Source organism: Kitasatospora sp. NPDC048239 (genome assembly GCF_043202015.1).
GTDB lineage: Bacteria > Actinomycetota > Actinomycetes > Streptomycetales > Streptomycetaceae > Kitasatospora.
Genome location: NZ_JBICZP010000003.1, coordinates 1 through 13,424, shown reverse-complemented (window position 1 = coordinate 13,424; position 13,424 = coordinate 1). Strand labels below are relative to the sequence as shown.

The window sequence follows — 13,424 nt, the reverse complement described above, 5'->3', positions numbered from 1 at the left end:
ACCTGGACGAGAACGACCTTATCGGGGAGGTTCCGGTGCCCGCATTCGAATTACCGCCGGGCGGCGCCACCACCCGCGCCGGCCCGGATCACGCCGGGGCGACCAGCACGGTGCGCGCCCGTTCCGCCAACTCGCGTACCCGGCGCTCGCCCTGGAAGGGTTCGAGGCGCCGGAGCATCTCCACCACGTACTCGCGGCTGCGCTGCGAGGAGATCCGCCCGGCCACCTCGACGGCGCGCTCGCCGGCCGCGACCGCCGCGTCCAGGTTGCCGGCCTCGGCCTCGGCCATCGCGGAGACCACCAGCCGCAGTCCGTGCGAGCGGACGAACCCCTCGGTCGGGCGGGCCAGTGCCTCCCGGGTGAACTGGCGGACCTTGGAGGGCACTCCGAGGTCCCGGAAGCACTCGGCGGCGTCGGCGGCGAGGCGGTCGTAGGCGTAGAAGTCGATCCACGCGGGGTCGGGGTCACCGGCGCGGGCGCGTTCGAGCGCGCTCTCCGCCGCGCCGAGCGCCGTCGCGCACGCCGCCGCGTTGCGGGCCTTGGCCTGGGCCCGGGCCTCCACCAGGTGGAAGAAGCTCATGGTGCGGGCGGTGGCCAGCCCCCGGTTGCGCTCCAGGGCGGCCTGCGCGAGGTCCACCGCCTCCTCGGCGAAGCCCCGGTAGCCGGCCTGCAGGCTCATCGAGGCCAGCACATAGCCGCCGAGCGGTACGTCGGCGGCGGCCCGGGCGAGCCGCAGGGCCTGGATGTAGTAGCGCTGGGCGGCCTCGTGCTGGCCGGTGTCGAAGGCCATCCACCCGGCCAGCCTGGTCAGTTCGGCCGTCGCGCCGAACAGCGCCCGGCCGACCGCGTCGCTGTACGAGGCCAGCAGCAGCGGAGCCGCCTCCACCCGCAGACACTCCGGGACCATCGAGGAACGCCAGTCCCCGCCACCGTACTTGGAGTCCCAGCGGCGGGCCTCCTGGGCGGCCTCGCGGAGCTTGGCGGCGTCCGAGTGCCCGACCCGGTAGGGGCCGGACTCGGCGGGCGCGCGCGGGGCCTCGCGGGCCACCGAGCCGTCCGCCGGGGTGATCAGCCAGCGCGACACCGGAGTTGCGTAGGCCGCCACCGAGAACGTCCCGGCCAGGCTGTCGCTCCAGCGGCCGCCGCCGGGACCGCGCCGCAGGTCGAGGTCGACCCGCCAGAGGTCGGTGGCCGAGCGGACCGCCTCGGAGACCTCCCGGGGGAAGGCCAGGCCGAGTTCGGGCGCCGGGTCGGTGTCGCCGAGGCCGATCTCCTCCAGCGGGACGGGCCGGCCGAGCTTGCCGCCGATCGCGGTGGCGATCAGGTGCGGCACCGGGCCCTGCGGGACCATGCCCTTGCTGACCCAGCGGGCCACCGAGGTCTTGTCGTAGCGGAGCGTCAACCCGCGCTGGGAGCCGAGGTCGTTGACCCGGCGGGCCAGACCGGCGTTGCTGATCTGGGCCAGGGTCAGGAGCGTGCCGAGCCGTTCGTTCGGTCCTCGTGGGCTGACGGTCATGGTGGCGGCGGCACCTCCTGCGGCCTTGTGCGCGGGGCCCGGGCGGCACCGGGCCGTAGCTGCTGTACCTAGAGTAGTCGGACGCGTTCCGACGGTTAAGAGGCCGCATTCCGGATGGCGGGATACCGCACCCGGTGCCGCCCCGGGGAGGGCCCGGCGGGGTTGGTCCGGACCGCCTCGGGAACGGCCGGGACCGACCGCTCGGGCCGCCCGCCGGAGTGCTGTGCTCCGGTCCCGTGTCGATGTGCGCCTGGCCGTGCCCCCTGGCCCGACCGGCCGGTCGGCGATTCGCTGGTGGTCGTGGGTCGGCCCGCCGTCGAGGACCCGGCGGGCCGGGGGATGCCGCCGCCTCAATCCCCGCGGGTGGTGGCGAGGTCCGGGAGGGCATGCGGATGCCCTCCCGGGCTGGGCGACGCCTTTCGGCCATCTTGCGATGGCCATGACAGCGCCGCCGCGCAGGCGGTCCGGGCCGGGGAGGGGGAGGCCCGGCCCGCCCGGCCGGAGGCCGCCGCCGGGGCCCGGGTGACCAGTGGGGCGCTCCGGGCGGACCAGGCCGCGGCGGAATCGGAAACGACAACTCCGGTCACCGGAGCGGCAACCGGTGGCACGATGTCTCCTGACGGCGCGCCGGATCGCGGTGGGCGGCCGCCTGGGCGCGCCACGGGCAGGGGACGAGGAGTGACCGGCGGCGGACGCGCCGCGCGGTGCAGGTCCTCGTCCGGTGGAGGCGCGATGCGGTGGCTGACGGGCTGGAGCACGGGCGCGCCCCGGGCGGGCGCTCCGGCGCACGAGGCGCTGGGCGCGGTGGTACCGATCGCCGCGCGCCCCCTGTGGACCGGCCCCAACCCGCTCTGGGCCGTCGGCGACTGGCGGCCCGAGGAGATCCGCCTGGTCACCCTCCGCCCCGGCGCCCCCGCCGCCGTCACCGTCGGCCCGCCCGGCCCCGACCCCGCCGAGGACACCCCCGCCACCACCAGGCTCGCCGTCCTCGGCCACTGCGGCGCCACCGACGCCGAACTCGCCGCCGGCCTCGCCGCGGCCCGCGGCGGCGCCGTCCGGCACCTCACCGCCTGGCCCGGCAGCTACACGGTCGTGCTGCGCACCGGCACCCGCTCCACCGTGCTGCTCACCGACCTGGCCGGCGCCCAGCCGGTCTTCCACACCCCCTGGTGCGGCGGTACCGCGTACGCCACCGCGGCCCTCCCGCTCGCCGACCTGATCGGCGCGCCCCTCGACACCGGCCACCTCGCCGCCCGCCTCGCCTGCCCCGAGTCACCGGAGGCGCTCGGCACCGGCACCCCGTACCTCGGCGTCCGGCGGGTGCCGCCCGGGCACGCGCTGGCCGTCCGCGGCGGCCGCCCCTACCTGGCGTCCTACGACGAGCCCGGCGGCGGTCCGCCACCCCGTGGCGAGGCCCCCGCCGTCCGCGAGCTCACCCGCGCCCTGCTGGAGTCCGTCCGCTCCCGGGTGCGCACCACCGGACCGGGCCGGACCGGCTCCGACCGGGCCCGACTGGGCGTGGACCTCTCCTACGGCACCGCCTCCGCCACCGTCGCCCTGCTCGCCGCCGCCGTCCCGCTCGCACCCCCGGGGCCGGGCGCCGGCGACCGGTTGCCGGTCCCGGCCGAGCCCGCTCCCGGCGCCCGCAGCGGCGCCGTCAAGGGCTCCTGGGCCCGCCCGGCCGCCGCGGAGCAGCCCGGGCCCGAGCAGCTGGCCGCCGTCACCCTCGGCGAGACCGACGGGCCCGCCACCCTGGCGCTCGCCCCCGACACGCCCCGGCTGCGGCACACCGTGCTGGCACCGGGCCCCGACACCCTCCCGTACGCGGGCCTGCGCGCCGACCCGCAGGCCGGCCGGCTCACCGACGAACCCGGACCGGAGCTGGTCACCACCGCCCGCGCCGAGGCCCGCTTCGACGCCGGCGGCACCGACCACCTCACCGGCTACGGCGCCCGCCAGGTCCTCGACGGGCACCCGGCCCGGCTCGCCGACCTGATCAGGGTCGGCCGCCCGCGCGAGCTGCTCCCCCCGGTCGCCGCCCTGGCCGGCGCCGACCGGGCGGCGGTCGGTGTGCTGGCGGGGGCGCTGCGCACCCCGCTCACCGTGCTGCGCGCCGCCCACCGGCTCTCCCGGGTCCGGTACGCCGACGCGCTCGACGACGCCGCCGTGCGGCTCACGGTCCGGCAGGTGCCGGGCGGCGGCACGGTGGGCGCCCGGTCGGCCGGTGACCTGGCCTGGTGCGTGCCGGGACCGGCCGCCCGCTGGCTCTCCGACGAGGCGCTGTCGGCGGTCGCCCTGCGGCTCCGGCTGGCGGCGCGCGGACCGGCGCCCACCGAGAATCCCGGTGCGCAGCGGGCCCGCCACGCCCTCCACCGCCACGCACGCGGGTTCCGCACCCTGGTGCACGCCGCCGAGCAACCCGGCCAGCGGCTGCACGCGCCGTTCCTGGACAACCAGGTGGTCCGCGCGGCCCGGCTGCTGCCCGACGAGGTCCGGCTGCAGCCCGGCGCCCGCCACGCGCTGCTGCACGCCGTCCTCACCGGGGCCGGCCGCACCGACCTGCCGCCCGACTGGGGCCGCGCCCCGCGCCCCGACCGCGCCGCGTCCGAGCGGACCGGCCTGCGGCTGGCCGCCGACGGGATCGCCGAGCTGTTCGACGCCCCGCTGCTGGCCGAGGCGGGCCTGATCGACCTCCCCGCCGTGCGCGCCACGCTGGCCCGGGCGGCCGAGCTGCCCCCGGACGCGCTGGCCGGTCTCGCCGAGCTGGTCTCCACCGAGCTGTGGCTCCGCCGGGTCCGCGCCCGCCGGCACGGCGCGTGCTGGACCGGCCTGCCGACCGCGGAGCGCCCCGCCCTGGGCCGGGTCTGACCGGTCGCGGCGCGCGGTGGGCGGGCCGCGCCGCCGCCTCCGGCGCGGCTCGTCGCCGCTCGCCCGCACGGCGGCGATCATGGCGGGGCGCCCTGTCCCGTTCCCCCGTGGAGGCCCCGGTGAGCAGCGCCAATCCGGAACCGTCCGTCCCCGTCGTCCTGTCGGTGCGCGGCCGCCCGCCGTCCGGTCGGCCGCCCGGGGTGCTGGCCGCCTGCGACGGTTCGGACGGCGCGCTCTGGGCGCTGGACCGGGCGATGACGGAGGCCGAGCTGTTCGGGCTGCCGCTGTACGTGCTCGCGGTGGTCAACCCGGCCCCGGCCGGCTACCCGCCGGGGATGGCCGAACTGGTGCACGAGAGCGTCGAGACGCTGGTCGAGAGCATGGCGGACGGCCTGCGCCGCTCGGTGGCCGCCGTGCAGGACGCCCGCGGGCGCCCGTACGAGGGGGAGCTGTCGCTGCACGTGGTGCTGGGCAACGTGATCGAGGTGCTGCTCGCCGCCTCGACCCGGCAGCACACCCTGGTGATCGGCACCCGGGGCAACGGCGGCTTCAGCCGGCTGCTGCTCGGCTCGGTCAGCGCGGCGGCCGTGCACCACGCGGCCTGTCCGGTGCTGGTCGTCCCCGCCCCGCCCGACCGCTGACCGTCGCGCCTGGCCGCCGCGCCTGGCCGCTCGACCGCTGACCGCAGGCCTGGCCGCCGGCCGCTGCGCCTGGCCGCCGGCCGCACCGGGGTGCCGGGAATGTCCGGAGATGGTTCACCGTTCACCTATCTCGAACGCCGTCCTCCCCACCCCTGGAGAAGCCCGTCATGAAGGTCGAGATCTACTCCGACATCGCCTGCCCCTGGTGCTACATCGGCAAGCGCCGCTTCGAGGAGGCGCTGGACGGTTTCGCGGGCAGGGAGGACGTCGAGGTGGTCTACCGGCCGTACCAGCTGGTGCCGGACGCGCCGGAGACGGCCAGCCCGCACCGCGCGTGGCTGGCCGAGCGCTACGGCCCGCAGTCGGTCGCGATGGACGCCCGGGTGGCCGAGCTCGGCCTCGCCGAGGGCATCACGTACGACTTCGACGCGGCGCTGCACGCCAACACCTTCCTCGGCCACCGGCTGCTGCACCTCGCCGAGAGCGAGTACGGCGCGGCCGTCCAGGGAGCGCTCAAGGAGGCGCTGCTCAAGGCGCACTTCACCGACGGCGTGGACGTCGGCGACCGCGCGGCGCTGACCGAGGTGGCCGTGGCCGCCGGGCTGGACCGCGACCGGGTGAGCGCCTACCTGGCGGGCGACGAGGGCGCCGCCGAGGTCCGCGCCCAGCTGGCCGAGGCCCGCGAACTGGGCATCAGCGCCGTGCCGACCTTCGTCTTCGAGGGCAAGTGGGCCGTCCAGGGCGGCCAGGAGGCCGAGACCTTCCGCAAGGTGCTGGAGCAGGTCGCCACCGAGATAGGCGAGCGCCGACCGGTGCCGGTGCCCGTCGCCCCGGCCGGCGAGGCCTGCGCGGACGGCTCCTGCGCGATCTGAGCCCGACCCGGCAGGACCTCCGAGGCCCGTTTCAGGCACACCTGAAGCGGGCCTCGGCCCAGTCCGCCACGTTCAGCGCCGACCAGATCCCGTGCACCGGGGTGACCGTCAGCCGGATCGACTGCTGACCGGCCAGCGGCACGTGCACGGGCACCGCCGGGTCGCCCGCACCGAGCGCCGGCGAGGTCCACAGCGTGCGGCCGTCTCCGCCCTGGACGGAGAAGCGCACATCGCCGGGGGAGCCCGTCAGATCGTCGACCCCCGCCACCGCGTCGAAGGACGTGCAGGCGCGGTTGAGGTCGATCAGGGTGGTGGCGGGTGCGTGCACGGTGATGCCGTGCAGGTGCCGGCGGCCGTCGATGGAGACGGCGTCGCGCTGCCAGAACCAGTCGCTGCCCTTCTGCCGGATGCTCGGCCCCGGCGGCGGCACCCGGTTGTTGCCGGGCTTCACCACGGGCAGGTCGTCGGCCCAGAAGTCGGTCGGCGCGGGCGGGGTGGGCGGGGCGACGGTCGGTGCGGGCGGTGAGGGCGGCGCGGTCGGCGTCGGCACCACCGGCACCTCGGGCTTGGGCACCACCGGAACGTCCGGGGTCGGTACCACCGGGACCACCGGAACGGCCGGCACCTCGGGTACCGGAGGCTTGGGTACCGGCGGCTTGGGGGGCTTCGGCGGCGTCGGCGAGGGCGAGGTCCGCACCGGTGCGGGCGGCGGGACGGCGGGCGCGGCCTTGGGTGCCGGGCCCGGCACCACCGACGGGGCCGGCGAGGGGGCCGGCGGCGGGGCGGGCTCGGCCGAGGGCGTCGCGGCGGGGCTGCTCGGCGCCGGGGCCGGCGCGGGTGGGACCGGCGCCGGGGCCGCCGGCGGCGGCGCGGGCGCGGCGGGGGAGGAGGCCGGGGGAGCGGCCAGCGGGGGCTTCGGCTCGGGGGCGCCGGTCAGCGCGTACGCGGCGACGGCGGCCGCGGCCACCGCGATCGCGGCGGCGATCCCGGCCTTGGCGGCCGTACCCAGACCCTCGCCCACCGCGGCGCCGGCTCCGGCACCACCTCCGCCCGAGGCCCCGGCGGCACCCGCGGAGGCCGCACCGGCCGCACCGGTGGAGGCGCCCGTCGTGCCACCCGAGACGGCGGCCGCGGTACCCGCCGCAGCGCCACCGACCGCCGCCGCACCGCCCACGGCGGCCGCGGCGGCGCTGAAGCCGCCCGCGCCGACCCAGACCAGCACGCCGCCGGGCAGCAGCGCCCGCAGCCCGTGGTTGATCTCGGACAGCTCCAGGTAGGCGGCCGTGCAGCGGTCGCACTCCTTGAGGTGCCGGCCGACCTCCGTCGAGGCCCGCTTGCGCAGCGAGCCGCGCGCGTACGCGCCGAGCCGGTTGGCGTACGCCTCGCAGCCCTGGCTCTGGCTGCCCGAGACGTGCGCCTGCAGGAAGGCCGCAGCCAGCCGGTCGCGGGCCCGGTGGGCCTGGACGGCCGTGGCGTTGGCGGTCTTGCCCAGCATCACCGCGACGGTCTTCGGGGACTCCCGCTCGACCTCGGTGTGCCAGAGCACCACCCGGTCGTCCTCGGGCAGTTCGGCGTAGGCCTGCATCACCATGCGCTGGTCGGCCAGCGCCATCGCCCAGGCGTCCGCGCCCGGGTCGGCCAGGTCGAGGTCGACGGTGGCGGCCGAGCCCTGCGCGAAGGCGCTGAAGTCGTCGACCAGTTGCTCGCGCCGCTCGCTGCGGGTCCAGGCCGCGGCGACGTTCCGCACGGCGGTCAGCAGGTACGCGCGGACGGCGAACTCGGGGCCCTTGCCCGCCTTCAGCGCCTGCAGCGTCCGGGCGAACACCTCGCCGGCCAGGTCCTCGGCGGTGAAGCTGTCCCGGCAGCAGGTCCGCGCGTAGCGGCGCACCGAGTCGGCGTGCCGGCGGTAGATCTCCTCGTACGCGGTGTCGTCGCCGGCCCGCACCAGGGCGGTCAACTCGGCGTCGGAGGGCGGGCGCTCGCCGTCCACCGGATCGGCGGGGGCGGGCACGGTCGGCCGGGCCGGGAGGCCGCCGCCGACGAAGGCCTCCGGGGTGACGCCGCCCCGGCCGGCCGGGGCCTGGCCGGGCACCCGGTTGGGAGGGAGCGCGGCGGCGGAGGCCGAGAGCGACTCGCGGCTGGGCATCCCCGCCTGGTCCGGCACCTGGCCGACGCCGGGAGCCGGCGGCTGCCCAGGACCCGCGCCGGGCACCTGGCCGGAGCGCCGGCCGGGCACGCCGGAGCCCGTGGCCGAATCGCCGGTCCCGTCCTCGGACCGGCCCTTGCCCACGCCTTCGGACCCGCCCGAGCCGGACCGGCCGAAGTCAAGGCCGTAGCCGTAGTCGTTCTGTTCCTCGGCGCTCACAACGGACCCCAGATTCCACGACAGCCCCCGCAGTGTGGCAGGGCGCGCAGGAGTGCGTGGGCGCACCGGTCCCCGCTGCACGGCGCCGAGGGCGCGCGAACGGCGCGCATCGGGACATTGGCTCCAACCACGGGCAAAAGGATGGCATAGCGCAGAGTTGGGCGGTAGCCGGACCGGCCGCGACCCACTCTTCCGAGGGGCCGTCGCGGATGTGTTCGGCCCGCCCCGCCCGCTCTCCACACCACCCGCCGCACCGCGCCCGCAGCCGGCCGCCCGGACCAGGGCCGAGCCCAACTCCACGACCGGCAGCGGACGGTGACCGCTGCCGGCGGCCGGCCTCAGCGCGCCCGCAGGCCGTCCAGCAGGATCTGCAGCAGCCGGTCGGCCGGGCTCGCGGACGGTTGACCGTCCGTCTGCTGACCACCTGTCGTCGCCCCCGGGCCCGCCGGCCCGGATCCGGGCACCGGCGCCGGGTGCGCCGCGTGCACCGGCACCGAGGCGGTGAGCACCAGCACCACGTCGGCCACCGTCACCCCGGGCCGCAGCTCGCCGGCCGCACCCGCCCGCGCCACCAGCGCGGCGAGCAGCTGCAGCAGCAACCGCGGATCCGCGTCCCCGGCGGCCGCCGGATCGGGCGCCGGGTACGGCTCCGGACCGCGCAGCTCGTAGCGGACACCACCGAGCACGGCGCCCGTCCCGGCCAGATCGGGGGCACGCTGCTCGGGCACCCGGCCCAGCTCCTCCGCGTACCGGAACGCCTCCGGCGGCAGCAGCCGCCCGGCGCCCGTGCCCACCGCCCGCGCCAGGTACCCGGCCAGCGCGTCCCAGGCACCGCCGCCGCCGTACAGCGACTCCCGGGCCTGCGCCGTCAGCCACGCGACCTCCTCGGCGGCGATCCGCTGGACCAGCACCTCCTTGCTCGGGAAGCGCCGGTACACCGTGCCCACGCCCACCCCGGCCCGGCGCGCGACCTCCTCCATCGGCGCGCCGTAGCCGAACTCGCCGAACACCTCGCGCGCCGCGCGCAGCACGCTCTCCAGATTCCGCCGGGCGTCCACCCGCAGCCGGGATCCCGGCGCGGGTGCACCGGCACCCGGTGACAGCCCCTCGCGGTACGGGACCGCGGCGTACGCGGCGGCGTGCTGCGCAGGCAGGTCGGCGGGGCCGCGCTGCTCCGGCACAACTCCGTGGCCGGCGTGCGGCGTGGCCGCCCGCCCCAACAGTCGATCCTGCTCCATCATCCCAACTCTCCCCCGCAGGCATCCGATCCCGGACCCTGTCGTCGCCCGCCCCTGCACCCCCCGGTGCAGCTTCACCTGTCGGAGATGAGCCCGATGACCCATCGCTCGTGCTGCTCGCATCGCCCACATCGGGCCTGATCCACGGCCCACGGCTCTGCGACCGCGACCTGTCGGCGCCACCGGACCGGTCCTACGACCGGCTCGGCGTCGGCACAGTTCGGGGCCCCGTCCGGGAACTACCCTTCCCCGGATCACGGTCCCGCAGTCGGGTTCTCACGCCAACGCTAGAACAGGCCGTAGTGGCCGCTCCACGGTGCGTCGCCGCCGATTGTCATGGCGACGGCTGCCCCGGCACACAATCCGACCATAGTTCACGGAAGTTCGGGGCCGAAAGTGCGTCAGAAACTCACCCCGGCAGCACATCTGGCCACACGGGTCAACTTCCACCCCATCGGACCCGGTACGGACTGTGGACAAGAGGCCCCCCGGCGGTCCTTCATTGAGGGCGTGGCGGGGCTCCACCCTGCCCAAGGTCCAGGGAAGGCCACATCGGCAGGGGGTGCGCCATCAGAATCCTGATCATCGGCGGCGGCTGCGCCGGGATGTCCACCGCGCTGCGCCTCCAACGCGCGCTGCGCGAGCGGCTCCGGCGGGGCGAGGCGGAGATCACCGTGGTCGAACCGCAGTCCTATCTGACCTACCACCCGCTGCTCGCCGAGGTCGCGGCCGGTTCGATCGACCCCCGGCACGTGGTGGTCCCGCTGCGCCGAGCCCTGCCGGACTGCCGGGTGCTCACCGCCCGGATCACCCGCATCGAGCACGCCACCCGCCGGGCCTGGGCCGACGCCGCACCCCACGGTGAGCCGTCCGCGCCCGTCGAACTCGACTACGACGTCCTGGTGGTGGCACCCGGCTCGGTGTCCCGGACGCTGCCCGTCCCCGGACTGGCCGAACACGGCCTCGGCTTCTCCACCGTCGGCGAGGCCGTGGGCCTGCGCAACCACGTCCTGGAGCAGCTCGACCTCGCCTCGGCCACCCGCGACCCGGCGCTCCGGCAGGCCGCACTCACCTTCGTCTTCGTCGGCGCCGGCTACGCGGGCGTCGGGGCGCTGGCCGAGCTGGAGGACATGGTCCGGCACGCCGTCCGCGGCTTCCACAACATCAGCCCCGAGGACCTGCGATGGGTGCTGGTCGAGGCCACCGACCGGATCCTGGCCGAGGAGTCGCCCGAGCTGGCCGCACACACCCTGGCCCAGCTGCGCGAACGCAGCGTCGACATCCGGCTGCGCACCACCCTGGAGTCCGCCGTCGGCCGGGTCGTGGCGCTCTCGGACGGCAGCCGCTTCGCCGCGCGCACCCTGGTCTGGACGGCCGGGGTGCGACCCTCCCCGCTGTTGCGTGACACCGACCTCCCGCTGGACACCTCCGGCCGGGTCCGCTGCCTGCCCACCCTGCAGGCCGTCGGACCGGACGGCCGGGCACTGCCCGGGGTCTGGGCGGCCGGGGACTGCGCCGCCGTACCCGACCCGCACACGGGCGACGCGCCCTGCGCGCCCAACGCCCAGCACGCCTTCGCCCAGGCCGAGCAGCTCGCCGACAACGTGCTGGCCTCGCTGGACGGCGGCCCGCGCGCCGAGGGGATCGCCGCGTACCGGCCCGACCAGGCCGCCTGCTCGACCTCCCTCGGCCTCGGCCGGGCCGTCGCGCACACCCGGCGCGGGGGACGGCTCACCGGCCGGCGGGCCTGGTGGCTGCACCGGGCCCGGCACCTGCGCCGGCTGCCGAGCGCCGACCGGCGGGTACGGGTGCTGATGGACTGGGTCCTGGGCGGACTGTTCTCCCGGGAGGTGGTCTCGCTCGGCACCCTGGAGCACCCGCGCTCCGAGTTCGAGGCGGGGTTCGCGGACGACCGGCCGACCTGAGAGCGGCCCCCGACGCCCCGCGGCGACTGACATGACGGCCGCGCCCCGCGCGCGCGACTTCCGGAATCGGGCCTCCGCCTGACAGGATCTGCCCAACCGAGTCATTACCCCGTGTGGCAGTGTGCACACAAAAAGTGATGATATGCCTGGAACCCGAGGAAGCGGCCGTCGTTTGAACCTCATGCGCTGGAGCGCCCGGCTCACCGGAGTCCCCTGGCGTGCCGCCCCGCAGACCGGGCCCGGCACCGACCAGGGCACGGCATCCGGCGACGGCGTCGTGGTCCCGAGCCCCCGCGACCCCACCACTGCGCCCAGCGAGGCCTTCGTGCTGCCGGGCCCCCGCGACCTGCGGGAGGTCCTCAACCGCATCCCGGCACCGGTCGCCGTCACCTACGGCCCGCTCCACCAGCTCGGCTACGCCAACCGCGCCTACCGCGACCTCTTCGGCGACCGGCCGACGGGCCAGCCCGCCTGCGACGCCCTCCCCGAACTCGACACCATGGGCGTGCTGCCCCTGATGGACCAGGTCGTCCGCGGCGGCCGCCCGCGCAGCGTCAAGGCCCGCTGCATCCTCGGCCTCACCGGCAACCGCTACTACAACGTCTCCTGCGTCCCGCTCACCCGCGACGACACCTTCCCCGACCAGGGCGAGGCCCGCGGTGGAAGCGAGGGCCAGGGCGGACCTCCCGCCGGAGTCCTCATCTTCGCCGCCGAGGTCACCGACCAGGTCCTCGCCGCCACCCGGCTGCGCGAGGCCGAGCGCCGCCAGCGCGAGGCCGCCGTCACCCTCCAGCGCAGCCTCCTCCCGCAGAAGCTCGACCAGCCCGCCGACCTCCGGGTCGCCGCCACCTACCAGCCCGGCGGCGCCGAGGCGGCCGTCGGCGGCGACTGGTACGACGTCATCGCCATCGACGGCGGCCGAACCGCGCTCGTCATCGGCGACGTCATGGGCCGGGGCCTGCGCGCCGCCGCCGTCATGGGCCAGCTGCGCACCGCCGTCCGCGCCTACGCCCGCCTCGACCTGCCGCCGCACGAGGTGATGCGCCTGCTCGACGGCCTCGCCATGGAGATCGACGCCAACCAGATCGCCACCTGCACCTATGCCGTCTGGGACCCGCAGCGCCGCACCCTTACCTATGCGTCCGCCGGCCACCTCCCGATGCTGCTGCGCTGCCCCGACGGCACCGTCCTGCGCAGCGAGGAACAGAACGGCCCCCCGTTGGGCACCGGCGGCGGCGTGCACGTCTCGCACACCCTGCGTCTGCTGCCCGGCACCGCCGGCGTCCTCTACACCGACGGCCTGGTGGAACGGCGGGACGAGGACATCGACCAGGGCCTCGACCTGCTCGCCCGGACGCTCGCCGGCCCGGTCGGCGACCCTGAGGTGGTCTGCTCCCGTCTGCTCCGCGCCATGGGCGTCAGCTCGGACCACGACGACGACGTCGCCGTCCTCGCCTTCCAGCTGCCGGCCGCGGACACCGAGGCCGACCCCGACCCCGGGCGCGGCACCGATGTCGTCGGGGTCGCCTGCGGGTCAGCCGAGGTCCCGGGGCCTGCGCTTGACTCGGCCTCGCGAGAGGTCTAGTGTTCTTCGAGCTGCCTGGCTGGGAGCACCGGACACGCATCGGCGCGGACGGTCCCGGGGTAGCCAATCCACTGAAACACCACTTCCTGGTTCAGGCCGGGTACGCGTTGCTTTTTGCTACCGCGGCTCGGGGTGAATTTGGCGTGCCCGTCTAAATGGATTGCGGCCGGATTCGCTTTTCGAAGCGGGGCTCGGCTAAAGTGGGAAACGTCGGACAGGCCGTCAGGTCGGGTCCGGTGAAAGCCTCCTGAGACCGGGAAGCGCGGAAAGACACTGCAGAGCGATCTGGTAGAGTCGGAAGCGCCGAAAGGCCGAAGGGCAGCGAGTCAGGGAAGCGAAACTCCGGTAAACGGAGCGGAGAACATCTGATAAGCTGGAAACACGAAAGAACGAAGCGCCCGGAGGGCCCGCTGG

Annotated in this window: 7 protein-coding genes and 1 pseudogene; 5 read left to right on the top strand and 3 right to left on the bottom strand. The window is 76.4% G+C overall.

All coding sequences use genetic code 11. The features are described 5' to 3' along the window. Positions 1-88: 88 nt before the first annotated feature. On the bottom strand, positions 89-1,516 hold the full coding sequence (locus ACGFZP_RS07815; RefSeq protein WP_392929712.1) for an MFS transporter: 1,428 nt from the start codon (positions 1,514-1,516) through the stop codon (positions 89-91). 732 nt (positions 1,517-2,248) lie between these two features. Between ACGFZP_RS07815 and ACGFZP_RS07810 the strand changes: the two genes are divergently transcribed. The 3 genes from ACGFZP_RS07810 to ACGFZP_RS07800 all read left to right on the top strand — a co-directional run bounded on the left by ACGFZP_RS07810 (position 2,249) and on the right by ACGFZP_RS07800 (position 5,897). Continuing rightward, positions 2,249-4,384 (top strand): asparagine synthase-related protein, encoded by a 2,136-nt coding sequence (locus ACGFZP_RS07810; protein ID WP_392929711.1) that lies wholly within the window; start codon positions 2,249-2,251, stop codon positions 4,382-4,384. A 119-nt stretch (positions 4,385-4,503) separates the two neighbouring features. Then, positions 4,504-5,025 (top strand): universal stress protein, encoded by a 522-nt coding sequence (locus ACGFZP_RS07805; RefSeq protein ID WP_392929710.1) that lies wholly within the window; start codon positions 4,504-4,506, stop codon positions 5,023-5,025. 167 nt (positions 5,026-5,192) lie between these two features. Beyond that, positions 5,193-5,897, top strand: coding sequence for a DsbA family oxidoreductase (locus tag ACGFZP_RS07800; protein ID WP_392929708.1), 705 nt, complete (start codon positions 5,193-5,195; stop codon positions 5,895-5,897). Positions 5,898-5,928: 31 nt separating this feature from the next. On the opposite strand, the gene ACGFZP_RS07795 is transcribed toward ACGFZP_RS07800, so the two are convergent. Together ACGFZP_RS07795 and ACGFZP_RS07790 are read right to left on the bottom strand one after the other, a co-directional pair. Beyond that, the gene (locus ACGFZP_RS07795) at positions 5,929-8,262 is read right to left on the bottom strand and encodes a sigma-70 family RNA polymerase sigma factor (protein ID WP_392929707.1); all 2,334 of its coding nucleotides are present in this window, start codon (positions 8,260-8,262) and stop codon (positions 5,929-5,931) included. Positions 8,263-8,600: 338 nt separating this feature from the next. Continuing rightward, on the bottom strand, positions 8,601-9,503 hold the full coding sequence (locus tag ACGFZP_RS07790) for a TetR/AcrR family transcriptional regulator (protein ID WP_392929705.1): 903 nt from the start codon (positions 9,501-9,503) through the stop codon (positions 8,601-8,603). A gap of 602 nt (positions 9,504-10,105) precedes the next feature. On the opposite strand from ACGFZP_RS07790, the gene ACGFZP_RS07785 reads away from it, so the two are divergent. Together ACGFZP_RS07785 and ACGFZP_RS07780 are read left to right on the top strand one after the other, a co-directional pair. After that, the gene (locus ACGFZP_RS07785; protein ID WP_392929703.1) at positions 10,106-11,425 is read left to right on the top strand and encodes an NAD(P)/FAD-dependent oxidoreductase; all 1,320 of its coding nucleotides are present in this window, start codon (positions 10,106-10,108) and stop codon (positions 11,423-11,425) included. Positions 11,426-11,597: 172 nt separating this feature from the next. Continuing rightward, a pseudogene (locus tag ACGFZP_RS07780) lies at positions 11,598-12,896 on the top strand (PP2C family protein-serine/threonine phosphatase); the annotation flags it as partial. Positions 12,897-13,424 lie beyond the last annotated feature (528 nt).

Bases quoted from the DNA above. Each gene is read 5' to 3' on its own strand.
- ACGFZP_RS07800 (WP_392929708.1), top strand. From the start codon at position 5,193: ATGAAGGTCGAGATCTACTCCGACATCGCCTGCCCCTGGTGCTACATC.
- ACGFZP_RS07785 (WP_392929703.1), top strand. From the start codon at position 10,106: ATGTCCACCGCGCTGCGCCTCCAACGCGCGCTGCGCGAGCGGCTCCGG.
- ACGFZP_RS07790 (WP_392929705.1), bottom strand. From the start codon at position 9,503: ATGATGGAGCAGGATCGACTGTTGGGGCGGGCGGCCACGCCGCACGCC.
- ACGFZP_RS07810 (WP_392929711.1), top strand. From the start codon at position 2,249: ATGCGGTGGCTGACGGGCTGGAGCACGGGCGCGCCCCGGGCGGGCGCT.
- ACGFZP_RS07815 (WP_392929712.1), bottom strand. From the start codon at position 1,516: ATGACCGTCAGCCCACGAGGACCGAACGAACGGCTCGGCACGCTCCTG.